This window comes from Moraxella sp. CTOTU47616, from assembly GCF_032017465.1.
In the GTDB taxonomy this organism is placed as follows: Bacteria; Pseudomonadota; Gammaproteobacteria; order Pseudomonadales; family Moraxellaceae; genus Faucicola; species Faucicola tetraodonis.
The window spans coordinates 24,239-46,738 of record NZ_DALZPU010000005.1 but is presented as its reverse complement, the minus strand read 5'-3'; the positions used below and the strand labels follow the sequence as shown (position 1 = coordinate 46,738).

The window sequence follows — 22,500 nt, the reverse complement described above, 5'->3', positions numbered from 1 at the left end:
AATAGCTTTGTTAAAAATCGACGTGGTGAAAAATAGCGGTTATAAAAATTTATTGGCTGGTTTTAGTTTGGGTGATGCGCTCAAATTTAAGCATCAACTGCGCTGGCGTCTCCAAATAGTTGGGATCTTTGGGGATACAATCAGGTACGGGACAAAATAGCGAACACTGCGGCTCATCAAAATGACCGACACACTCGGTACACAGCGCAGGGTCAATTTCATAAATCAGCTCGCCCACATAAATTGCATCGTTGGGGCAAAGTGGCTCGCAGACATCGCAGTTGATACATTCATCAGTGATTATTAATGCCATAGCTTTTAAAACGTTTACTAAGAAACGTTTATTTTACCACGACTTACCAACCCTGTTGTTTTTTTCGTTCAAATGCCTCTTCGACACACGGCGGTACAAATTTACTCACATCACCCTCTAATTTGCCAATTTCGCGCACCAGCGTTGAGGAGATAAAAGAATATTGCTGCGATGGGGTCAAAAACACCGCTTCAAAGTTTGGGTCTAGTTCACGATTGAGATTGGCAAGCTGAAATTCATACTCAAAATCTGACATCGCCCGCAATCCACGCAGTACACCTGTGGCTTGTTGATTTTTTGCCAAATCCACCAATAACCCATCAAAGCCAATCACGGATATATTGCTCAAATCTTTATCATGACAGGCTTTTTCTACCAATCCAATCCGTTCCTCTAAAGTAAATAGCGGTTTTTTATGATGACCAATCGCCACCGCGACAATCACCTCATCAAACAGGCGGCAAGCGCGCTTAATCAAATCAAGGTGCCCTTTGGTAATCGGGTCAAATGTACCCGGATAGATAATTTTAGTATAAGGGGTTGCAATTGGCTGGCTGGCTGCTGACATGGCTGTCTCTTTATGATAAATAATGCGCTATTTGGCGCTAACAATATGATTAAAACAAAGATTGCTAGTTTGTTGCTAATCCTAGCAAAATTTGACGCCAATTAACAATTAAATCTCACTATCAATTTGTGTGTAGCGTGTTATCATGACAGCTTTGCAGCATTTTACCCAAAGCTTAATTAAAATTTAGGGTAAAGCGTAATAATGAAAAACCTAGCAATTAAAAACTTAGTAATCCAAAGCCCAATAATCAACAACTTAAACTTAGTAAGCAAAATCTATGAATTGATTTATTGGGATTTATCGCCATATTAAACGGCTTGTCATACTGATTTATGGCAACCCGATTGTTGTAATAAGATTATGGCAATAAGATGATTAACACACGCTGTGCAGCATTGGGTACGTCCGCGATGTTGCAGTAAGGAAACCTAAATGACTAAAAAACCAAAAATGCCTAGCCTGATTGCTAGCAACAAAAAAGCGCGTCACGAATATTTTATTGAAGAAAGCTTTGAAGCGGGGCTTGAGCTACTCGGCTGGGAAGTCAAATCCATCCGTGCGGGTAAAATGCGTATCACCGAAAGCTATGTGATTTTTAGAGATGGTGAAGCCTTTTTGTTTGGCGCGCACATTCAGCCGCTGTTATCGGCATCGACTCACATTGTCGCTGACCCCCTTCGCACCCGTAAGCTGCTACTACACCGCCGCGAAATTGATAAGCTCTTTGGCATGGTTAACCAAAAAGGTCATACTTGTGTAGCGCTCAAAGTGTACTGGAGTCATGGACGCGTCAAATGTGAAATTGCTTTGGCAAAAGGTAAAAAACTGCACGATAAACGTGCCACCTTAAAAGAGCGTGATTATCAACGCGAAAAACAACGCGGATTGAAAAATCTTGTATGATGAACCAAGACCGCAATTTTGATGACATCAGCGCGCATTTTGAAAAAAAAATATACGGCGGCTTAAAAGGTGAAATTCGCCTTGCCGTGCTGCGCCATGATATTTTTGGCTGGGTAAAGTCATGGCAACAGACACACACCCGACCCCTTCGCATGTTGGATGTTGGTGCAGGCTTGGCGCAAATCAGTATCGAGCTTGCCAAAGACGGTCATGATGTCACCATCAATGACATCTCTGCCAATATTCTTGAGATTGCCAAACAAAATGCAGGCGAGGCAGCACAAAATATCACTTGGCATACCTGCCCCTATCAGCAATTGGATGATAAATTAACGGGCAAATACGATTTGATTCTGTGCCATGCGGTGCTTGAGTGGTTGGCTGAGCCCAAACTGATTATGGATTTTTTCGATCGGTGGCTTGTCGATGATGGCGCTGAAAAAGGGGTACTATCGCTGTGTTTTTATAACCCTGCAAGCTTTGTGTATCGTAACTTGGTGATGGGCAATTTTAATCTACTAAATAACAAAGATTTTAAAGCCGATAATGGCAGTTTGACGCCCAATCACCCGGTGGCAAAAGATGAGGTGATTGCTTGGATTGGTGACCATCACTACCAAATCTTGCATACCTCAGGGTTACGGGTGTTTCATGATTACTCACCGCTCAAGCGTGGTGGGCATACCAATCCACAAGCGGTGATTGATATGGAAGTCGCCTATAGCGGACAAGACCCATATAAATGGCTAGGGCGTTATTTGCATTTTTTGGTGAGCAAAGCTAATTAGTAATAACCCGCTTGCTGCATTGAATCTACTGCCAGCGCTTGTCTTTCGCCATAAAATCTCACAGGTATCGGGCTGACTTCGATATCCCCCCAAGACTTGAGTAAGACCGAGGCTTCGGCATTGGGGTCAATTGGAAAGGTGTTACTTAAACTGGCATACAGTGATTGCTGATCTTTGGCAGCCAGCCATTCAATCAGCCCCAGCGCCAACTCGGTATGCTTGGCGGCATGGGGAATGGCAACCCCTGTGATGTTGGTACTGACGCCGCCGTAGCCCTTATTGATCCATTTGATTTTAATCGGGGTATCGGGGTGCGCTTGTAGATAGCGTCCGTAGTGGTTGCTGTTGACCAGACCGATTTGGCATTTGCCGCTTTCTATGGCCTTTAGCACTTCACTGTCATCCAGCAGCACAGGGACACTTATATTGGCAAGCCAGCCTTGCATCACTTCTTGGGTGCGTTTATCGCCCAGATTATTGATGAGATTGACCACCAGTGACTGATTAGGGATATATTTGCCTTGGCTTAGGCACAGTTTTTGTGACCATTTTAGTTTAGACAAATCGGCATAGCTTGAGATGTCATTGGTGTGGAGTACACGACTATCATACACTGCGGTACGCGCGTAGCTCGATAACGCAATCCAATTGCCATCAGGATCACGATAACGCTCTGGGACATGTGCCACTGCTTTTTCGGCATTAAAGGGTTGTAACAGCCCCTCTTCGACTGCAGTGCTAAAAATACCTGCATCTTCAGTCAAGATCACATCCGCAGGGCTATTGGCACCTTCTGCTTTTAACCGTGCCAAAATTGACATTGGCTCATCTTGCACGATATGAATCGGCACATTGATTTGCCTAGCATAGCTAGTTAATAACGGCTCAAGGGCCGCTTTGTCAATGGAGGTGTAAATCGTGAGTTGATTGGGCACTGCTGGAGTTGTACTCGCAATACTTGCATTTGGGGTCGCATTGGTATTACTGGCATCATTGCCATTAGCGCTCGAAGCGGTGGTCGAAGCCGATTGTGACGTTTGGGATGGCGGCGTCGATGACGGACTACAGGCAGTTAAGGTCGCACCCGATATACTGACCGAGGCAATTAACAAGGCGCTGATGGCTGATGATTGCGCATTGACATTGGTACGCACCTTATGACCCATCATACAACCCATCCCATCACTTGCTTTCAACACAGCTTAACCTTCTTCAACAGCTTTGCCTGACCATCGCTAAATGGATTATGGCTAAATACATCATCGCTCAATAGCGCGCCTAAAAAACTTTGGATGATTATAGCATTTTGCCCCAACGTAATTCTTAAAAAAACTTTGAATTGACGGGTTTTTAACCCTATTTTGTCTCAACAATTTTTTGTATGCAAAAAATGCCCTTGTTGCAAAAAGTGATGGATTTGTATCGCTACTTCATCATTTATCAGGAGTCCCGTATGGGACGCATTGATGATGATATGGTCTTTGGCAGCGGCAAGCTGGGTTTCGTGCACAAACACCGTGCCGTCATTGGGCTGCAGATGCGGCTCAAGCTTGGCAAGCTCACGGTTACGGGGTAATACCACTTTGCCAAGCCCCACCGACCGAACCCCCGCAATACTACCTAGCTGTACTCCATCGTTGAGTGCAGGTGCACTGCCATCTAGCCCCTGTAGATACGAGCGACCGATGAATTTGGGGAGGATTTTGAACATGTTATTGGCACTGATGCTACCATTATGCGGCGTTCCAAGTGTCACACAGCGCGTAATCTGCCACTGTGGATAGCGCTGCAAAAAGTCTCGAATGACCAGCCCACCAAGGCTATGCCCGACCAAATAAATAGGCGCATTCGGTTTTTCATGTTTGGTCAGCCAGCGGTGCAAACGGCGGCTATGGTTGGCAAGATTATGCGCGACGCTAAAATACCCAAACCTGTGACACTCATAGCCAAGTTTGGTGAGTTTTTTGGCAAGCGGTCGCATCGCCCAGGCATGCATGTGCAAACCATGAATGAGGATGACAAGCGGTTTGGGTTGGCGTTTTATCATAAAGCCTTTTGTATCTATAATTTTTATCTATGATGCTAAAAATTTGGCGAAAATGCCGCCCACTTAGCTTATCATTTTCTAGATTGAGCAGACGGATTTGCAAAACATTGTTACCATTTCATACTATAATTGGGATTTATGAATTGATGATAATGATTTTATACAGGCTTTTTTCTTTTGAAATTTTGGCTTAAATTGGCTTACACTTAAATTGGTTTACACTTAAATTGGTTTATATAAGGCGCGCTATGGCATTTGAATCCCCAATCCAACAAGCTTTACAACACTACCCTATCACGTTGGCGTTGGTGGTAATTTGTATTGGGGTGTTTGCATTACAGCTAGTGTTTGGCGTCAATCCGACCCATCCCACTAATCAATCGTTAATTGCTTGGGGTGCCAATTTTTTACCCTTTTCACTGGGTGATGCGCCGTGGCGATTGGTGACCAGCCTGTTTTTGCATATTGGTTTTATGCATTTGCTGTTTAATATGTTTGCTTTATATTATTTTGGACAAGTGGCAGAGCGGATGTTTGGCGCTGTCAATTTTTTAGCGTTGTTTTTGTTATCAGGTGTTGGCGGCAATTTGCTCAATAACTTTTTGGGCTTGCATAGCGTGATGACAGGTGAGCCGCCAATCATTAGTGCCGGTGCGTCAGGCGGTATCATGGGCATTGGGATGGCGCTATTGGTAACAGCGCTAACCAAAACATCATTCAATAATTTTGCGTTAAATTTTCGCTCGTTATTGATAGTCATGGTGATTAATTTGGGCTATGGTTTTTTGGTGGGCGGTATTGATAATGCCAGTCATGTGGGCGGTGCAATTATAGGTGGCTTGCTGGGTATGGTATATGTCATGCAGTATCGCGTTATCCGCCAGCAGCAGCTATTCGCCCATCAAACTAGTAGCACACCTTGGCAACCCAATCATTTTGGCGATGCACCAATCTCTGATAGCGCTGCCCCCTTCATCCCGCCTTCTTTAGTTGTATTAAAGGGTAAAATTATCACCGCAAGCTATATAGTGTTGATAGTGGGATTTATGGCGATTTATGGCTGGCTACATATCAGTTTTATGCAGTTACTCAATCTTGCATTGCCAAGTATTATCCATTAACTGTTAATAATTTTTTAATGGGATAAAAATTTTAGCGGTTGACCGTTTAAAACGCTTATTCCTGCGCCCTTTTGCCAATCTTGTTTGCCAATCTAGCAAATGACAATGCTATAATAGCGCCACTATTTAGCCAGTGAAAAGGACTAGCCAATGACCGTCATCAAGAAAGACGACTTTATCAATTCTATCGCCAACGCCTTTCAATACATCAGTTATTATCACCCAAAAGACTTCGTTGATGCTGTATATGGAGCATGGCAAAAAGAAACCAACCAATCTGCCAAAAACGCCATGGGGCAAATCCTCACCAACAGCCGTATGTCAGCGATGGGTCATCGTCCGATTTGCCAAGATACCGGTAGTGCGGTGGTGTTCCTTGATATCGGTATGAACGTGCAATGGGACTTGCAAGGCTCAGCGATGAGCGTTGAAGACATGGTTAATGAAGGGGTACGCCGTGCTTACAACAATCCAGATAACCCACTACGGGCATCCATCCTAGTAGACCCAATTAGTAAACGTCAAAACACCAAAGACAACACGCCAGCGGTGGTGCACATGAGCGTGGTACCGGGTGACAAAGTTGATGTGATTTGTGCCGCAAAAGGTGGCGGTTCAGAAAACAAAGCAAAATTTGCGATGCTAAACCCCTCAGATTCGATTGAAGAATGGGTGTTAAAAACCGTTCCTCAAATGGGGGCCGGTTGGTGCCCACCTGGTATTTTAGGTATCGGTGTCGGCGGCACGCCAGAAAAAGCCATGATGCTTGCCAAGCGCTCGCTCATGGAACACATCGATATCCATGATTTACAAGCCAAAGCCCAAAGCGGTGCCGAGCTTGATAGCGTTGAGCGCTTACGTCTTAATATGTACGACAAAGTGAACGAGCTTGGCGTTGGCGCTCAAGGTCTTGGCGGCTTGACTACGGTACTCGATGTGAAAGTACTAGATTTTCCTACCCATGCCGCAAGTAAAGCCGTTGCCATGATTCCAAACTGTGCGGCGACTCGTCATATTCACTTTACCCTAGACGGTCAAGGTGAAGCGGCCTTGCCTGTCCCTTCCCTATCAGATTGGCCAGAAGTGTCATTTGGCTCCGATGATGTGATTAAAGTCAATGTTAATGACTTAACCAAAGAAACCTTAGGTCAGTTTAACATCGGTGATACCTTACTACTTAGCGGTAAAATCTTAACGGGTCGTGATGCCGCCCATAAACGCATGGTGGATATGCTTGCCAAAGGCGAAGCACTACCCGTGGATTTACAAAATCGCTTTATTTATTATGTCGGTCCTGTTGATGCCGTGGGCGATGAAGTGGTCGGTCCTGCAGGTCCCACCACCTCAACGCGTATGGATAAATTCACCGACACAATCTTGGATCAAGGCTTGATTGGGATGATTGGTAAATCCGAGCGTAGCCCTGCGACCTGTGAAGTCATCGCCAAACATGGGGCAATTTATCTCATTGCAGTGGGCGGTGCCGCTTATCTAGTATCAAAAGCTATCAAAGGCGCTAAAGTACTTGCCTTCCCAGAGCTAGGCATGGAAGCGATTTATGAGTTTGAGGTAGAAGATATGCCTGTGACGGTTGCTGTTGACAACCAAGGTAACAGCATCCACCGTTTTGATAAAGTCGCAGAACGCGCCCAGCAAGTGATTGCCGAGCCTGTACGTTTTGTGCCTTAGTCAATTTTTTCAAGATTTTTAATATAAACAAAAGCCTTAAGTATTTCCTTAAGGCTTTTTTTAGGTTAAAAAAATACCCAGATAATGTATTATCTGGGCAGGAGGAAAAGTGGAGAAGTTTATAGTTATTGTTATAGCTAGTTGTTATTATTCATAATATTTTTAATTTTTTTGGCTATTCTTTTTGCTACCTAACAGTTATACAAAGAAACCTATACACCCATCAAACCGTACGATAGGAATTTTGGGTAGCATTTGGCATGACAATCCATAGCACGATATATATCAAAATACCTGGCACTGCGACACTCGCGGTTGAGATAATGACAAACAACAAACGCACCAATGTTACATTCCAGCCTAAATACTCTGCAATACCCCCCATCACACCTGCAATCATACGATGATTCTGAGAGCGATGAAGTTTTACCAGTTTATTTGCCATTCAATTTTTTACCTGTTAAAAATAGAGAAAACCACTTACGACTTAGTTAAAACCTAACATCTCTAAAATTTAATGCCTTTAAAACTCAATGCTAAAACTTAATGCCATCAGCTAAAATTATTGATTAAAAATGCTATGTTTTGGTTATGATTTATTATAAGCAAATGCAGGGGGTTGTTGGGTGACAAAACGTAGAATGATGTTTCTTTTAGTAACTTTTTCTACCGCATTATTATCATGAGCGATTATAACAAGCGCAGTTTTGCGGCTATATAGTGTGTTTGGTAGCGTTTGTGCACTGATTCTTACAAATTGTGATACTAGCGTTACAAACGATTGTAACTTCGTAGCGGCTAATCGATTATCATAGCGTTACTTTATATCCTTATTCTTTATATCCTTATTAGGGATATCTATCCAAGTAATCAAAAAATCAAGCCGATAAAGAATAGTTTAAAAAACCATGATAAAGTATTGAGGAAAGCATGATGCAAGATGTGGGTATCATTATTGGACATTTTGAGCCGCTGCATTTGGGGCATGTAAGAACGATTTTGCATGCGTCTGGGCAAGTCAAAGATTTATATATTTTTATTACCGCTCACCCTGCGCCAAATCCAAATTTTTCCATTGATTTGAAAGATAAAGCGCGCTGGATGACCATGGCATTTGCTGATTTGCCATTTGTGCATATAGAGATTTTACCTGATTTGGTGACCCCCTCGTATGAAGACAATTATCAAGATTTGAGCGTTGATCAGGTCAATGCGGTATTAGCGGATTTGCAACAACGTTATCCTAAGTTGAGCGCGTCTAGCCATGAGGTAGAGGTAGTAGCCCCTGTGGTGTTTATGGATGAAACCCATCCGTTTGTCGATTATGATTTACATTTACCTGTGGTCACCACGCCACGCCAGCACGGCTTTGATAGCCGCAAGATTCACAATAACCCCGCGCTGTATTGGTCAGCCATTCACCCGCAAGCGCGAGGTGACTACACCAAAACTGTGGCATTGGTGGGTGGTGAAAGCTCAGGTAAAACCACACTACTGCATAAATTAGCCAACTATTATGGTGCAAGCTATGGCTTAGAAATGGGACGCCTATTTGTGCAAACCGATTTGGGCGGTACTGAGCTTGGTATGCAATACGATGATTATCCGCTCATGGCAACTGACCATGAACAAGCGATACGCGCCGCCAAACGCTTTGCCCCTGCCCCAATCACCTTGGTGGATACAGATTTTGTGACCACGCAAGCATTCTGTGAAGAATATGAAGGGCGTACCCACCCGTTTTTGACCGCCTGTATCGATGAATTTCGCTTAGATTATACCCTGATGCTTGCCAATAATACCCCTTGGGTCGCCGATGGGATGCGCTCTCTAGGCAGCGAGTCCCAGCGTGAGCGTTTTGAAAATCGTTTAAAACAAATCTTTGCCCGTCATCATATTGCGCCGCTGTTTATTGATAGTCCTGACTATCATCAGCGATTTTTGGATGCGATTGCGCTTATTGATGCACACGTTTTTCACCACTATCAAGATATCGAGGCATAAAATAATTTTCTAGACATGCTTGCTAGACACGCTTGGTAAATATATTAAAAATTTTTGGTTTTATTTTTTAAAGCTTAATTAAAAAAATGTTGTCATGGTTGTAATGACGGCTGGAGGCGAAATGCGAATTGCAATTTTGGATAAAATTACCGGTGAATGGGCACAAGAATGGACGGTGGTATGGTTCTTTTTTGGGGTGGTGGCACTGGCTACGGTGTTTTGGTTGACCACAGAACATCGAGCATTAGACTGGTTTTATTTGGGGGTGTCTGTTATCGGGCTATTGTGTGTGGTATCGCTGAGTTTTCGCCGCAATATCGCAGGTAATGGCTTTGGCATGTTGGCAACGGCGGGTGAAACCATTGTACAGGGAACCGCGGGTGCGGTGGGTTTGATGCTCGCGCCGCTGTTTAACTTTTTTACCCATTTATATGGCATTTTTTATTGGTCAAAAAACACCGATGGCGATGGCAATATGATTCCCAAATCAGCCAATAAAATTGTGTGGTTGGTAACCGTTGCCTTTATCGCGATTGGCTTGGCATTATTTCCAACTGTCAATAATTGGCTAGCGTCGATGGGTTATGGCGTGGTCGCCAACGATGGCAGTAAATTTTTGGGCGTGATTGATTTTTTTTGGATTAATGTGTTGGCATTTGTGCTATCCATCACAGCGCAAGCCACGATGATTTTACGCTATTCATTCAACTGGTGGTTATGGATTGCGGTGAATTTTGTTTGGCTGATTGTCAACTTGATGTCGCAAAATTATATTTTTGCCATTCAAACCATGGTGTACCAAATTAATGCGTTTGTGGGACTGTATGAGTGGTATCGCAGTGAGCAAAAAGCCAAAGGCTTGGCCTAAGTAGCCACTGATATCAAAACCTATCAGTGTAAATTCGCTGATTTGACAAACGACTAGGGTGTGATACGATTCAGGGGTAACTGATGGGATTCACACCCATTTTTTATCAGCAATTTTTTCATTGTCTTTATTATCTTTAAGGAAGAAGATTATGGCAACCGTGACCCTGCTTCACTCAAAAAAATCCCTACAAAGCTGGCTGGCTGACTACGCTGTGAGCCACCAACATCCTATCAATAAAAAAATTCATTGGCTGTGCGTACCCACCATTTTTGCCAGTATCTTAGGTATGGGCATGTCATGGCAAGCGGCATTTACGTTGGTACTGATTGCTTTGGTAATGCTGTTTTATCTACGTCTGTCTACGCAATTATTTATTGCTATGGGCATGTTTGTGCTGTTTTGCTTAGCAGCGATTGCTATCTTGCCATTTGGGTTTAAGTTTTATTTTGGCGTATTTGTGGTCGCGTGGATTGGGCAATTTGTCGGTCACAAAATTGAAGGTAAAAAACCGTCATTTTTTGAAGACTTACAATTTTTGTTGATTGGTCCTGCCTGGGTCGCGAATTCGTTGAGTGAAAAATTGGCAAAACCTAAAACGTCATAAAAAACTTCATATTCACTAAGAAAACCCAACATATTACAGCGGCTATTTCCTAGATAATTGCAATGGCTTTGACTATCGCTAGGTTTTTTGGCGATGTATGGTCGACCTACTCATTTTGAGTACCATATCACTTGTTAGCTTGCTGTTATTATGATTAAAAAAGTATCCAACCGTTGGCAACGTATTGACGTGCCGCAAACATTACCGACTATTCACGCGGCTTTGGCTTATTGTAAAAGCCAATTAAATAACTTGGGTGATAAAGGCTTTATCCAAATCAAAATTGCCGATGGCGAGTATTATTTAAGCCAAGTTGAAATTGATTTTTTTAGTGATCGGGTAGAGATTATTGGCAATTTGGACAATCCTGATAAGGTGCAGTTACATTTTGATGATGCCCATAACCGCTGTGGCTTTTTGATGCAGCGGGGCAACGGTATTTTTAAAATCGATGGCATGACTATCAATGGTACTAAGGCATTTTTGGGCTATGGACAGTGGCAAGATGAAGGCTATGGTGCCGGTATCATGTGCAATTACAATAGCCAAGTGCTGGTCGGGTCAAAGGTCCGTATCAATAAGTTTTATTATGGGGTTGCCGCCCGCTTTGGCTCAAGTATCCGCTGTGAACCTGGGGTGATTGTACAGTTTGCGGGGGATGTCGGTTTTTTTGCGTATGGGGGCTCGATAGATGCCCAGCAATGCGAGGCTTATCACTGTGCGCATTTGGATGAAGACTTGGGTTTTGGATTCTGCGCGGAATCCAGCGGCTTTGTCAATGCCGATAACAGCGTGTCTGCACACAACCATATCGCAGGGTTTTATGCACTCACCAATGGCTCGATGTGGTGCCATGATACCAGTGCCAGCGAAAACAAACATGGCTTTTTGGCGCTGCACAATGGCATGCTAAGCTGCAATAGCATCAACCGACGTACCAATGCCTTTCGCAATTATGGCTATGGCTATTTTGCCGACAATGGCGGACGTATCTTAGCCAATCGCAGTCTTGGCAATGAAAACGTGGTCGGTGGCTATTTTGCGCGTCATCACGCCAGTATCGATATCACCCACGCCAATGCCAACCACAATCAGGGTCACGGCTATACCGCAATCAATGCCACCTTGCTCGGTAACGGCGCTGAAGCGCGATTTAATCAAGGTAATGGCTTTGTCATAGGGCAATCAGGTTTTTTGGATGGCAGTTTTTTGATGGCGTATGGCAATGCAGGCTATGGCTATCACTTAGATCATTGCCAAGCCTTTATGCCCTATGCCCGTGGCTGGAAAAACGCACTGGGTCGTATGTATAAAGTCCATAGTCACGTCGCTATCAAATAAATTTTCCACGCCTTGCCGCGTTTTGCCTACTGTTCTTCTAGCTTTTGCGCCTTTTAATCTTTTAGCCTGTTAGCTCATCATTAATAAGAGCCAATCTTTCATCAAATCACAGCCTATTTCATTTAGATTCATCAGCCTCTCACAAGCTTTTTTCCACATTTCTCGTGCTATAGCTAACTCTCAAAAATTGTCAACATCGATTGATTAATTTGTTAAAAGCAGTCTAGCCAATATTAGGCATTGTGATTAAGCACTATAATCGATTTTTTCTCGCATTCTTACCTAAAATTACAATAAGTAATGAATAAGTAATATCATTTGGTAGGGATTCGTTTTAAGGTATTGAAGTTAAAATAACAATCAAACACTTGATTTTATTATAAATACAAAAATTTTTAGTTTAAGTCTATCACTGCAATCTTAGGAACATAATAACAATGAAGCGGCTAATCTTTGACCTAGATGACACCCTATGCACCACACAAAACGGCGACTATGCCAATGCCCAACCTATCACCGAAGTTGTCGAAAAACTTAAAGAATACCATCGACAAGGGTTTACCATTATCATCAATACCAGTCGCAATATGCGCACCTATCAAGGCAATATTGGCGCTATTAATAAAAACACCTTGCCAATTATCATCGATTGGCTGGCACGACATGATATCCCGTATGATGAATTATATGTGGGTAAGCCTTGGTGCGGCTTTGAAGGGTTCTATGTGGATGACAAAGCTATTCGACCCGACGAATTGGTCAAGTTAAGCTATGCAGAGATTTGCCTGCTGCTTGATTTAACACCTTAATAAAAAATAAAAATAATAACAACGTTTAAGGTAATTTAACGCCATGATACTCATTAATGCCTCTTCCTATGTCAATGCTGAATTTGAAGCAGAAATTGGGCGCATTCCACCTTGCATGCTGCCCATCGGTAATAAAAAACTATTACAGCTGCAAGTCGATGTGGTACGCCAACACTTTCCCAATGAAAAAATTCTATTGTCACTACCTGAAGCTTATACTTTGACCCTCAATGAAAAAGCAGTGATTGAGTCACTTCCCATTGATGTGGTAACAATCCCTGAAAATTTGGCATTGTCCGAGACGATTTTATATGTGCTTAATCTAGCCATTGATAAATCATACCATCATATTCGTATCATCCAAGGGGATGTATTTTTACCCCAGTTAGTTGATTGCTCAGATTGTATTGGCGTGTCGGATAAAACGCGCCAATACGATTGGCAACAAACCAAAAAAATGAAAGAAAACCCCACCGATTGGATTGGGTATTTTGCCTTTTCCTCACGGCTGGAGTTGATTAAAGCCTTGGCGATTAGTAAGAAAAATTTTGTGCGGGCGATTTATTTGTACCAACAGACGATGCCAATGAAATCGGTCAATATTGAGTCGTATTATGACTGCAGTAATTTTGTCCATTATATTCATGCCCGTGCCAATATGACCACCGAACGCGCCTTTAATTCACTGCAGATTCGTGAAGGCATGGTCACCAAAAGCAGTGATGACAACAACAAAATTGAAGCGGAAATTTATTGGTACACCCATATTCCTGCGCCACTTAGACGTTTTACCCCGCAGTTGATTGATTATCAGCAAGTGGACGGACAGTTTAGTTATAGCTTAGAGTTCTTGCCATTATTACCGCTCAATGAGTTGTATGTGCATGGGTTAAATACTACTGAATTTTGGCAACATATTTTTCAGCTATTAAAAGAATTTTTTAGTATGGCCAATCAGTCCGACGTCCATCGTCATATCGAAACAGGGTTTGCCAAATCGTATGCCGAAGATTTATACCATAAAAAAACCTTAAAGCGCTTGTACGCGTATGCCGATGATGCCGATGTCGATTTGAACAAACCTGTAATATATGATGAAACGATGCTTGGCAGTACGCTAGAGATTGCGCAGGACTGTATCGACAAAGCCTTGGCACTGCCAAACACCGTGAGTGTCATGCATGGCGATTTATGTTTTAGCAACATCATGTATGACATGCGCGGTCGCCGGGTAAAAGTTTTTGACCCACGCGGCACGGATTCTAACGGCAATTTTAGTATTTTTGGCAACGCAAGCTATGATTTAGCAAAGCTCACCCATTCTGTGATTGGTATGTATGATTTTATCATCGCAGGGCGTTATGAAATTATCGATAGTCCTAGTGGTAGCGATATACGATTTGATATTGATAAGCGTTTGGATCAAATCCAGCAAGAATTTTTTGCCGGCACCTGGGTCAATGACATGACCACAGAATCTATCATGCCAGCGGTGGTGTTATTGTTTTTATCCATGCTACCTTTACACGCAGATAGACCCGATCGCCAGCGCGCCATGCTGCTCAATGCGTATCGTTTATACAAAATGTATGTGATGGAGGCAGTGACATGTTCGTAATTCCAATGGCAGGGCTAAGCAGTCGTTTTTTTAAGGCGGGCTTTGAGGTGCCTAAATATCAATTGTCGATTGCCGATACCATTGTGTTTGATTTGGCAATCAAATCGTTTGAGCGCTATTTTAGTACCGATTTATTTTTGCTTATCGTGCGCGATGTATATGATACCCCGCGATTTGTTGCTGAGCGATTAACGCGCTTGGGTGTGCGCAATTTTATGATTCATACCCTTGATGGCGAGACAGCAGGACAAGCTGAAACAGTAGCGCTGGGACTCGGTGATACTAGCATTGATGACGATGAGCCGATTTATATTTTTAACATCGATACCTTTCGCTATGGTTTTGAAAAACCTGACTGGGTAGAATCTGTTGATGGCTATTTAGAAGTATTTGAAGGCGAAGGCGATCATTGGTCATTTATCGCCGTCGATGACGATGACAGGGTGATTAAAACCACCGAAAAACAGCGTATCTCTAATCTTTGCAGTGATGGCTTGTATTATTTTAAATCCAAGCAGCAGTATCTATCGTTGTTTCAACAAGCGATTACCCAACAGTTGACGGTTAACAACGAATATTATATTGCCCCGATGTATAATTTATTAATCGCACAAGGCGGCAGGGTTGGTTATGTCAAAATCACGGAGGACGACATTGATTTTTGTGGTACGCCGGATGAATACCAAGCGCTTAAAGCCCACGGTTTAAAGGCTGATGTTTAAGGGCTCATGGTTAAAGGTTGATGTTTAAAAATTGGCGTTTAATTGTTTAGTTGAAAAAAAGCTTACCATCTGTTGGGTAAGCTTTTTTATTTAGCGGATTTAGGGATAAAGACGGGAGAAAATCTGCTGTTGATCGACTGGGCTGTTTTGATAAAACTCTGCTGCGGCAATACTTTTCATCACCGCTCGTTCATCCGCATGCGCCAAGCGGGTTTCGTCAACTTGGTTGGGATACCAATATTGATAAAACAGCTGATACCAGTCATCATGGCTGATGCAGTTCATCGCCATAAAAGCATCGGTCAATGTCCACGCGTATTTGGGTAACCGCAGCCCGTAGTCTGTCATATCAAGCACAATCACGTCACTCGCCAAAAATGCCTTGTGCGCGTCTAGAATCTGCTCGTTGAGCTCATTGTAATAGCTTGGTGTGGCAGCGTAGCCGATTTGATTGGCATAATGACTGGCAATATGCTGCTCGACAGCCAACCGCGTGCGAAAAGTATTGTCCGCAAATTTGGCATCGACATCTTGTGAGTGCGACTCAAAATAAGTGGCATTGTCACGACTCATCAGCGGTGCCGACCAAAACGCCTGCAGTCGATCAGTCTTGCCAAATTGCGCCCAATCGCTAATATGAAACGCCATATGCTCAAACATGCTGGGGTCAATGGTAAAAAACGACGGCACTACAATCGGCGAATAGTCGGTTCCTTTACTTTTTGAGGATAAATGGGTCTGGGAATGTAACGTTACTTGCTGGGTATAATAGCGATAAAATTGTAGCAGATTGTCATTGAGTAAGTAGCTATCGGTGCGTAGTTTGAGCGCATATTCGGTGCTGACTTGGTTTAGACCCGCTTGCGTGGAGATGATTTGTCGATTGACGTTGTTAGGGGCGTCGTAGCCAAATTTGATATTGGGTAGCCCACCAGGATCTGGGTTTAAAATCAGCTGATCGATACCCAATTTGTCGGCGCTATCAAACTCGGTGGGCAACGCAAGCGTATCCCAAGTCGATAATACAATGGTTGCATGGGGCAAGGCTGCTCGGGTTTTTGCGACGTTAGCTATGAAATCACTGCCGTCATCGCCGCCCTGCCCTAGCTGGTGAACGTTGATACCGCCTTGAAAAATAACCGTCACTGACTGACTGGGGAGAGTGTTTGCTTGCATAGGTTTCCATGATGCTGGTTATCAGTTAAATTGTTATCATAAATTATTGTTATCTGCTAACCCGTTATCATAGCGCAATTTTGTTCAATTATCGGTCAGTGATTTGTTATCTAACTTTGATATAACAAACTGTTAGACATTGGCTGTTAAACCTTAGCTTTTAGACATTGGCACGGAGCATCACACTGGTCGCCCACGCGCGATGCGTTGCTGGCTCAAGCATACTGTTGTCTTGCTTGAATACCGCCTTGGCATCAGTAGCAAGAATCGCGGTGGCTTGACTGCGCTCTATGTCATTGACATAAAAAGCTTGTTTGACTGCAGCAATTTGCTCAGGGTGAATGATGGTTTTTCCCACCAGTCCTAATGCGACATCTTGCCGCAATTCTTCAGCAAACAAGGCAGGTTTATCCAAATATTCAAACACGGGCGCGGTCAAATAAAAACCTTGCGGCACGAAACACGCAATTAACTGATAGATAAGTATGCCGACTGGGGTTTGATAGATCGTCACATCGGACGGGCGACGCAAGCGCAGCGAGGCAAATAAATCATTGCCGCCAATGCGCAGTGCCAAAATCGACTGGCTAAACCCTTCGCTAAACGCTAGCGCCAATTCTTGGTTGTGTATCGGGTTAAAGATGAGTCGAGTCTCAAGGGTCGGCATCAATAGCTGTGTCGATGGCAATGCCTGACAAGCCAATCGCCAATCGGCAAGGCTTTGCATATCGATTTTTGGTAACACAAAGCCATCCACCAAAGCAATCGACTGCCAACTGGCAAGCTCAGTGAGCATCAAGGCGTTTCGCGGTCGGATAAATACCATTGGGCGTGAAATTGGACGCGATTCATCGCCAAAACCATGCGTCTGGGCGTGCTGAGCCCATGTCGCAAGCAGCTGCTTTAAGTTTGCGAGCGCGGCAGGAATTTCACTTTCACTTACCGCATCTTCCAAACAAATCACAATACTATCAATCTCAGCCAATTTTTGCTGGCTAATAATTTGCCAAATATCTTGGCGCGTGGCTGGCATATAAAGCGTCGCACCCAGCTGGTAGGGATTGATAGTCGGCGCAACAGACGCAGGTAAAAAATGATTTACAGGGTGTAATAGTGTCATAAAAAGTACAATGTGCGTAAAAGAGCGATTAGGATAAATGGGCGGTTAACAAGGTCGATGAGCGCAAAGACGCGGTTATCATTGTCTTCTGTCCTTAATTTGGCTTCTGTTCTTAATAATGGTGACAGCTTGGTAAGGTGCAATGCTGGCATCTGCAATTACTTGAATATTTTTTTCCTCACAAAGATGCCGCAGTAATGCCGTATCTTGTCCGTCTGCCCTCTCATTGACCAATACACACTCAGGGTCGCGCCGTAATATCGCGCGGGTCGCCTCGGCAATGGTGGGTTTGATACGGTTACGATTGCTGATCGCAAAGCGCGCCGCCAAGTCCTCTATCACAGACTGGGTGGTAAAAGTCGGCAATAACTTGCCCGTTAGCGGCGTTGGTAAAGGCGTTTGCTGACGCAGCGCATCAATGGTTTGGATAAACTCGCCACTGCGATCCCAAGGCTGTAACTTGTCATAATACACTGCTTGGTGCAGTCCATCACTGGGCTCACGATACAGGGTGCGCGATATCAGCCCAGAGACAGTGCTATTGAGCAAACTTGCCGGCATCAGCCAATCATCCTCACTTGCCGATAGCCAAGCCACCCCGGCAGGATCTGCCAACGTCACCAGTGGAATCACCCCGTCGCCTTGGTGAAACAGTTGCGCTTGTTGCCGCTTATCAGTGATTTGGGCTAAACTTCGTTGCAACTCACCATAGATAGCCCCTTTACCCGTCCAACCATCGACAAACACAATCGGGCTATGGGGATGCTGCTGCAAAATATATTGCAAGGCAACAGGGTCAAGCCCGCGGTCACGGATGATACTCACCCCGTAATGCTGACTGGCTAACGCATAGCTGGCAGATGCATCACTAAACGCTTTTTGTAGCAAGACCCCAATCGGCAATCCTGCCCGCACGAGACTGACCAATATCAGCGGCTGCGAGGCACTCACGCGAGCATGAAATAGCTGATGTAAGCTAAAGGCAAGGCTTGTGACATCATTTGCCATGCGCTGTTTGCCTGCCGCCAATGCTTGATTGTACAAGGCTTCATGCATGGCACTGGGCGGTTTTTCAAGCGTGAGCATATCTGAATAATGGCTCTGACCTGATTGAATTAACGCTTCTTTTTGCGTTGGGCTGATATCATTGACGCTATCAGCACTGACGATATCGAGCAGCAAGGTAACCTCAGCAGGTAAATAACTACCCGAAAAATTCGCCTGAATTGTCATGATTATAAATACCCTTGACTGATAGCATCATGCAGTTGCCCGCGATTGGGCGTGCCATACCAGTCCAATAATTGTAAAAACGGCAAATCCGCCAAGCTATCACCAAAACCAAAACAAGGGCGGTTTTTATCCAAATGATAATCTAGCAAAAAACGCATCGCGTGATGCTTGTTGACAACGTGCGGCAAGATTGCCAAGTTATTGGCATTGACATGGATATAAAACTCATCGCCCAAATCAGCCGCCTCATTTAGCACAGTCGGCAGCTGTGTCGCAAACTGCAGCAAAGCATCGTGGTCTTTATGCCGATGTTTGATGGCGACATATACCATCAAATCCGTCGCGTTATTGTCTACTATAAAGTGTTCATAATGTGGGGTAATGCGCAGTGCTTCAAACCCTGCCAATCGCGCCATAAGCTGGATAAGTTTGGGTTGTAGCGCCACCAATTGCCCTGCCATTAGCCGCTGCCAACGCGTACAAATCTGCCCCGATGGCGCTACAATCACCGCACCATGGGTCAAAACTTGCCAACTATCAAACGGCAATTTGACGCGCATAATCTCAGTGGTATCTCTTGCGGTGACAGGGATAAGCTCCGTTGATTGGGATAACCAATTAAAAAAATGGCGCTGCTTTGGGGTCAAAAAGCTCAATGGCGCATTCTGCTTATCGACGGTCGCCGCCACTAACCCATCCATTGGCAATTGCCAAGCTGCAATTTTTCGCTGGGTTTGAAACAAGGTATCATCCAAATCCATCAAAGCATAAGGCTTGACTAGCGCGACTTTTGATTCAAAAAAACGGGCTTCGGGTTTAAAAAAATCGGTCATTCACACTCACTTTTATCAAACTTAACTTTTATCGATTTTGTGGTTGATTAGCTTTCGGACTTCAGGTATCGGACTTCGGTTGTCAGGTTTAGAATGTCAGATTTCGGGTATCAGATTTCGGAGCTAGGTGAAATTACCATGACATTATCAAAGCGCTGCCAAATCTCATCCACGCTATCTTGGGGGGTTTCCACGCACAACAGCACCCAATCCCACGCCTCAGGCGTCACGTTGTAAACAAAATTGGTCATGCCCAAGCCATAATGGTCAAAGAACTTGATGACGCTAGTCACGGCGCTATCAGCATGGATGGCGATAGGTGACCGCGTTAAGGCAGAAAATTTGACATCCGCTTGATACTGCGCCAAGCGTTCGGCAAGCAACAACGGCAACCAAACAAACTCATTACTGCCCAGCACCAAGATTTTTTGATGGGCGAATGACGCTAGGGTCAATTGTCTTTGGCTCAGCGTATGATGCAAACCTTGCAGCAAAAAATCCAATCCCGATGTACTATCGCGTGTCGGTTGTCTACCCCAATCGCCGGTAGGCAGCAGTGGCTGACTGCCTGCCTCTGTGGTTGACACATTTGGCATGGTAACCGCGGGCGCATTCACCTTATCTGTCCACGTCCAATCTCCTGCCAGCAGATGATGGCGAAAAAAGGCGATGTCATTAAAAATATTACTATCCGTTTCCCCCAGTTTTTTGCCCAGTTTTTTGCCCAGTGACCAATCAACCAGCGTCGCCAAATGCACTTGCTCAAGCTTACTCATTCCTGCTTGACGCAGGGCGTTGACCACATTTTGACAGGTATTACCTGTGGAGGCTTCGTCATCGACCATAATCAAGGTTTTGGCGTTTTCAACGTTCGCTTGTAGCGTGCTGTCATCACTTTGGTAAATCAAATGCACACTGGCATGACTATGATCTTCGCTAAACGTGGTGAAAAGCTCTCCTGCCTGTGCATGCCGCGTCGAGTTGAGCAAAATAGCCTGCGGATAACGCGCCTGCAGCACTTGATGCACCCCTGCCGACAGTCCGACTGCGGTCTCAGCCATGCCAATTACCACAATTGGCTCGGGCAAATCATCGGGTATGAGAGTTGCCAACTGGGTGAAGGCTTGTCGCATCTTATCGGGGGATACCGGAATATGTCGCCCCAATACTTTGGATACAAACAAAAACGCGCGTTTTGGGTTGATACGCTCAGCAAAACCCAACAAATCATCAAGCTGATAATCAGCGCTGGTTTGATAGCGCAAAGTAAGCTCACCACGCGATAACGAAATGGTTTTTTGCTCGGTCATGGCGTCTGTTGTCCTGTTATTTTATCCGTTAGCCGATTTTGACACTGGTCATCAGCGGGCGCACGATGCAAGGGGTGATGGTATCACGTACCGCTGCCAACTGCGGTTTGGCAATACAGCCTGACCAATAGGCAAAAGCTAATTGGGTTAAATTCATCGTGCCGTTGTCAAAGGCGTGATCGGTATAACCAATACCACCTGACGCGCGGCTATTGATTTCCAGTACCTTGTGCATGCCATTTTCATCAGCTTTGGTTTGGATGCTCACAATACCATCGGCTTTTAGGGCTGCCACCAGACGCTTGACAAGTGCCATCACTGCCTCGTCATAGCCCACATGCTGCTCACTGCCTTCTTTATAGCGCGTCACTGCGGCTAACACTTCCCCTGTCTCACATACCACATCAATCGAATATTCTTTGCCTGCTAAATATGGCATCAGCAGCATGGCAATGGGTTTGTCAGTTACCATTTGGCTATGGTTATAGGCGTGCAAAAATTGCGCAAGATGGATTTTTTTATCCTCAGTAAAGTATAAATGCTCAAAACTATCCCACGCATCGACCGCTGCGGTATCGAGTCGCCAAAACCCTTGCGCAAATATGCCTTTAACGGGTTTTACACATAACGGCTGCTCACCATGCAAGGCTAGCAGTGACATTAATTCATCTGTATTAGCAAACTGCCAGCCACTTGCCACAGGGATGTCATGTTGCTGGCAAAAAGCTGTAAAAGCGGCTTTATCGTCCATTAATTCAAGCGTGGCTGTGTCAGTTGCGCCTGTCAATAACCGAATACCGGCTGCTTTGAAGTCTTGACGTCTGGCTTCGTAATCTTGGCTATTGCGCCCTGTGAGCACCACTTTACTATTGTGCTTTTTGGCCTGTGCAAGTACAAACCCAACCCGCTCACTTGGCTCGGATGGCTCTTGGTACGCTATATCGGCACAGTTTAAGATTTCTGGTCGTGGTTGTCGATGGGACGCCACGATGGTCATGGGTAAGTTATATTGGCATTTCATGGCTTGCATGGCAAGTAGCATCTCACGCTGGCTTGACTGCCCTTCTGCCAACCAAATTGAAAACGGGGTATTACTGGGGTTTAAAATCATTCAATTTCCATTAGCAAATCTTCATACAACTGTAATCGATTGTCATTGAGATATAACATGCTGAGTGTGTAGCAAGAATTATATAGCAGGTGGTGCAAAATTTTAATCTATCTTGCTAAATAAATCGTGGCTTCCACTGCAGGATATGCTTGACTACTTATCTTTGCTTAACTTTTCTTTGTTTAGTAGGTAAGACTTATTATTTTACCAATCACCTAGGTATCTTATATCTATATGCATGAGGTGCAACTATTATTGGCGTGCTTTGCCAAACAATATTTGCCAAACAACGTTTGCTACACAATGATAGCCATAT

At 44.3% G+C, this 22,500-nt stretch carries 22 protein-coding genes; 11 read left to right on the top strand and 11 right to left on the bottom strand.

The window, feature by feature from the left end; all coding sequences use genetic code 11:
- Positions 1-49: 49 nt before the first annotated feature.
- Positions 50-313 carry a YfhL family 4Fe-4S dicluster ferredoxin gene (locus tag RTS10_RS07150; protein WP_096488615.1) on the bottom strand — a complete coding sequence of 88 codons (264 nt, stop codon included), beginning with the start codon at positions 311-313 and terminating at the stop codon, positions 50-52.
- 43 nt (positions 314-356) lie between these two features.
- Positions 357-881, bottom strand: a complete 525-nt coding sequence (coaD, locus tag RTS10_RS07145) for a pantetheine-phosphate adenylyltransferase (protein ID WP_282849149.1) — start codon at positions 879-881, stop codon at positions 357-359.
- Positions 882-1,316: 435 nt separating this feature from the next.
- On the opposite strand from coaD, the gene smpB reads away from it, so the two are divergent.
- Both smpB and RTS10_RS07135 read left to right on the top strand, forming a co-directional pair.
- Complete coding sequence (smpB, locus tag RTS10_RS07140) at positions 1,317-1,787, top strand: SsrA-binding protein SmpB (protein ID WP_007115442.1); 471 nt, start codon at positions 1,317-1,319, stop codon at positions 1,785-1,787.
- Entirely contained in the window at positions 1,784-2,575 is a 792-nt protein-coding gene (locus tag RTS10_RS07135) for a methyltransferase domain-containing protein (protein ID WP_312539772.1), read from the top strand. Before smpB ends, RTS10_RS07135 begins: the two co-directional genes overlap by 4 nt.
- Here RTS10_RS07135 and RTS10_RS07130 read toward each other — a convergent pair.
- Both RTS10_RS07130 and RTS10_RS07125 read right to left on the bottom strand, forming a co-directional pair.
- Positions 2,572-3,774, bottom strand: coding sequence for an extracellular solute-binding protein (locus tag RTS10_RS07130; protein ID WP_312539771.1), 1,203 nt, complete (start codon positions 3,772-3,774; stop codon positions 2,572-2,574). The two genes, RTS10_RS07135 and RTS10_RS07130, sit on opposite strands and share 4 nt — an antisense overlap.
- A 167-nt stretch (positions 3,775-3,941) precedes the next feature.
- Positions 3,942-4,622, bottom strand: a complete 681-nt coding sequence (locus RTS10_RS07125) for an alpha/beta fold hydrolase (RefSeq protein WP_312385622.1) — start codon at positions 4,620-4,622, stop codon at positions 3,942-3,944.
- Between the two features lie 248 nt (positions 4,623-4,870).
- Here RTS10_RS07125 and RTS10_RS07120 point away from each other — a divergent pair, with 248 nt between their 5' ends.
- Both RTS10_RS07120 and RTS10_RS07115 read left to right on the top strand, forming a co-directional pair.
- Positions 4,871-5,743, top strand: coding sequence for a rhomboid family intramembrane serine protease (locus RTS10_RS07120; RefSeq protein ID WP_312522047.1), 873 nt, complete (start codon positions 4,871-4,873; stop codon positions 5,741-5,743).
- Positions 5,744-5,893: 150 nt separating this feature from the next.
- Positions 5,894-7,432, top strand: coding sequence for a fumarate hydratase (locus RTS10_RS07115; RefSeq protein ID WP_050324050.1), 1,539 nt, complete (start codon positions 5,894-5,896; stop codon positions 7,430-7,432).
- A 223-nt stretch (positions 7,433-7,655) separates the two neighbouring features.
- Here RTS10_RS07115 and RTS10_RS07110 read toward each other — a convergent pair whose 3' ends face one another.
- On the bottom strand, positions 7,656-7,877 hold the full coding sequence (locus RTS10_RS07110; RefSeq protein ID WP_096488610.1) for a PspC domain-containing protein: 222 nt from the start codon (positions 7,875-7,877) through the stop codon (positions 7,656-7,658).
- Positions 7,878-8,362: 485 nt separating this feature from the next.
- On the opposite strand from RTS10_RS07110, the gene nadR reads away from it, so the two are divergent.
- The 7 genes from nadR to RTS10_RS07075 all read left to right on the top strand — a co-directional run bounded on the left by nadR (position 8,363) and on the right by RTS10_RS07075 (position 15,401).
- Entirely contained in the window at positions 8,363-9,436 is a 1,074-nt protein-coding gene (nadR, locus tag RTS10_RS07105; protein WP_312539770.1) for a multifunctional transcriptional regulator/nicotinamide-nucleotide adenylyltransferase/ribosylnicotinamide kinase NadR, read from the top strand.
- 121 nt (positions 9,437-9,557) lie between these two features.
- A complete protein-coding gene (gene pnuC / locus RTS10_RS07100; RefSeq protein ID WP_312539769.1) occupies positions 9,558-10,304 on the top strand; it encodes a nicotinamide riboside transporter PnuC in 747 nt (248 codons plus the stop codon).
- Between the two features lie 151 nt (positions 10,305-10,455).
- Positions 10,456-10,911 carry an Mpo1 family 2-hydroxy fatty acid dioxygenase gene (locus RTS10_RS07095; protein ID WP_065252336.1) on the top strand — a complete coding sequence of 152 codons (456 nt, stop codon included), beginning with the start codon at positions 10,456-10,458 and terminating at the stop codon, positions 10,909-10,911.
- A 150-nt stretch (positions 10,912-11,061) separates the two neighbouring features.
- Positions 11,062-12,252 (top strand): hypothetical protein, encoded by a 1,191-nt coding sequence (locus tag RTS10_RS07090; RefSeq protein WP_312539768.1) that lies wholly within the window; start codon positions 11,062-11,064, stop codon positions 12,250-12,252.
- A 437-nt stretch (positions 12,253-12,689) separates the two neighbouring features.
- Positions 12,690-13,061 carry an HAD-IIIC family phosphatase gene (locus tag RTS10_RS07085; RefSeq protein ID WP_076774525.1) on the top strand — a complete coding sequence of 124 codons (372 nt, stop codon included), beginning with the start codon at positions 12,690-12,692 and terminating at the stop codon, positions 13,059-13,061.
- A 43-nt stretch (positions 13,062-13,104) separates the two neighbouring features.
- The gene (locus tag RTS10_RS07080; protein ID WP_312539767.1) at positions 13,105-14,679 is read left to right on the top strand and encodes an aminoglycoside phosphotransferase family protein; all 1,575 of its coding nucleotides are present in this window, start codon (positions 13,105-13,107) and stop codon (positions 14,677-14,679) included.
- A complete protein-coding gene (locus RTS10_RS07075; protein WP_312539766.1) occupies positions 14,670-15,401 on the top strand; it encodes a glycosyltransferase family 2 protein in 732 nt (243 codons plus the stop codon). Before RTS10_RS07080 ends, RTS10_RS07075 begins: the two co-directional genes overlap by 10 nt.
- A gap of 99 nt (positions 15,402-15,500) precedes the next feature.
- On the opposite strand, the gene RTS10_RS07070 is transcribed toward RTS10_RS07075, so the two are convergent.
- The 6 genes from RTS10_RS07070 to RTS10_RS07045 form a co-directional block, all read right to left on the bottom strand.
- Complete coding sequence (locus RTS10_RS07070; RefSeq protein ID WP_312539765.1) at positions 15,501-16,577, bottom strand: WavE lipopolysaccharide synthesis family protein; 1,077 nt, start codon at positions 16,575-16,577, stop codon at positions 15,501-15,503.
- A 160-nt stretch (positions 16,578-16,737) separates the two neighbouring features.
- Complete coding sequence (locus RTS10_RS07065; RefSeq protein ID WP_312539764.1) at positions 16,738-17,697, bottom strand: HpcH/HpaI aldolase/citrate lyase family protein; 960 nt, start codon at positions 17,695-17,697, stop codon at positions 16,738-16,740.
- Between the two features lie 78 nt (positions 17,698-17,775).
- Entirely contained in the window at positions 17,776-18,930 is a 1,155-nt protein-coding gene (locus tag RTS10_RS07060) for a cysteine protease StiP domain-containing protein (RefSeq protein WP_312539763.1), read from the bottom strand.
- A gap of 2 nt (positions 18,931-18,932) precedes the next feature.
- Complete coding sequence (locus tag RTS10_RS07055) at positions 18,933-19,763, bottom strand: HAD family hydrolase (RefSeq protein WP_312539762.1); 831 nt, start codon at positions 19,761-19,763, stop codon at positions 18,933-18,935.
- A 110-nt stretch (positions 19,764-19,873) separates the two neighbouring features.
- The gene (locus RTS10_RS07050; RefSeq protein WP_312539760.1) at positions 19,874-21,073 is read right to left on the bottom strand and encodes a phosphoribosyltransferase domain-containing protein; all 1,200 of its coding nucleotides are present in this window, start codon (positions 21,071-21,073) and stop codon (positions 19,874-19,876) included.
- Positions 21,074-21,101: 28 nt separating this feature from the next.
- Positions 21,102-22,184 (bottom strand): ATP-grasp domain-containing protein, encoded by a 1,083-nt coding sequence (locus RTS10_RS07045; protein ID WP_312539758.1) that lies wholly within the window; start codon positions 22,182-22,184, stop codon positions 21,102-21,104.
- Positions 22,185-22,500 lie beyond the last annotated feature (316 nt).

Coding starts and splice junctions, on each gene's coding strand:
- RTS10_RS07150 (WP_096488615.1), bottom strand. CDS start 313: ATGGCATTAATAATCACTGATGAATGTATCAACTGCGATGTCTGCGAG.
- coaD (WP_282849149.1), bottom strand. CDS start 881: ATGTCAGCAGCCAGCCAGCCAATTGCAACCCCTTATACTAAAATTATC.
- smpB (WP_007115442.1), top strand. CDS start 1,317: ATGACTAAAAAACCAAAAATGCCTAGCCTGATTGCTAGCAACAAAAAA.
- RTS10_RS07135 (WP_312539772.1), top strand. CDS start 1,784: ATGATGAACCAAGACCGCAATTTTGATGACATCAGCGCGCATTTTGAA.
- RTS10_RS07125 (WP_312385622.1), bottom strand. CDS start 4,622: ATGATAAAACGCCAACCCAAACCGCTTGTCATCCTCATTCATGGTTTG.
- RTS10_RS07120 (WP_312522047.1), top strand. CDS start 4,871: ATGGCATTTGAATCCCCAATCCAACAAGCTTTACAACACTACCCTATC.
- RTS10_RS07115 (WP_050324050.1), top strand. CDS start 5,894: ATGACCGTCATCAAGAAAGACGACTTTATCAATTCTATCGCCAACGCC.
- RTS10_RS07110 (WP_096488610.1), bottom strand. CDS start 7,877: ATGGCAAATAAACTGGTAAAACTTCATCGCTCTCAGAATCATCGTATG.
- nadR (WP_312539770.1), top strand. CDS start 8,363: ATGATGCAAGATGTGGGTATCATTATTGGACATTTTGAGCCGCTGCAT.
- pnuC (WP_312539769.1), top strand. CDS start 9,558: ATGCGAATTGCAATTTTGGATAAAATTACCGGTGAATGGGCACAAGAA.
- RTS10_RS07095 (WP_065252336.1), top strand. CDS start 10,456: ATGGCAACCGTGACCCTGCTTCACTCAAAAAAATCCCTACAAAGCTGG.
- RTS10_RS07090 (WP_312539768.1), top strand. CDS start 11,062: ATGATTAAAAAAGTATCCAACCGTTGGCAACGTATTGACGTGCCGCAA.
- RTS10_RS07085 (WP_076774525.1), top strand. CDS start 12,690: ATGAAGCGGCTAATCTTTGACCTAGATGACACCCTATGCACCACACAA.
- RTS10_RS07080 (WP_312539767.1), top strand. CDS start 13,105: ATGATACTCATTAATGCCTCTTCCTATGTCAATGCTGAATTTGAAGCA.
- RTS10_RS07075 (WP_312539766.1), top strand. CDS start 14,670: ATGTTCGTAATTCCAATGGCAGGGCTAAGCAGTCGTTTTTTTAAGGCG.
- RTS10_RS07070 (WP_312539765.1), bottom strand. CDS start 16,577: ATGCAAGCAAACACTCTCCCCAGTCAGTCAGTGACGGTTATTTTTCAA.
- RTS10_RS07065 (WP_312539764.1), bottom strand. CDS start 17,697: ATGACACTATTACACCCTGTAAATCATTTTTTACCTGCGTCTGTTGCG.
- RTS10_RS07060 (WP_312539763.1), bottom strand. CDS start 18,930: ATGACAATTCAGGCGAATTTTTCGGGTAGTTATTTACCTGCTGAGGTT.
- RTS10_RS07055 (WP_312539762.1), bottom strand. CDS start 19,763: ATGACCGATTTTTTTAAACCCGAAGCCCGTTTTTTTGAATCAAAAGTC.
- RTS10_RS07050 (WP_312539760.1), bottom strand. CDS start 21,073: ATGACCGAGCAAAAAACCATTTCGTTATCGCGTGGTGAGCTTACTTTG.
- RTS10_RS07045 (WP_312539758.1), bottom strand. CDS start 22,184: ATGATTTTAAACCCCAGTAATACCCCGTTTTCAATTTGGTTGGCAGAA.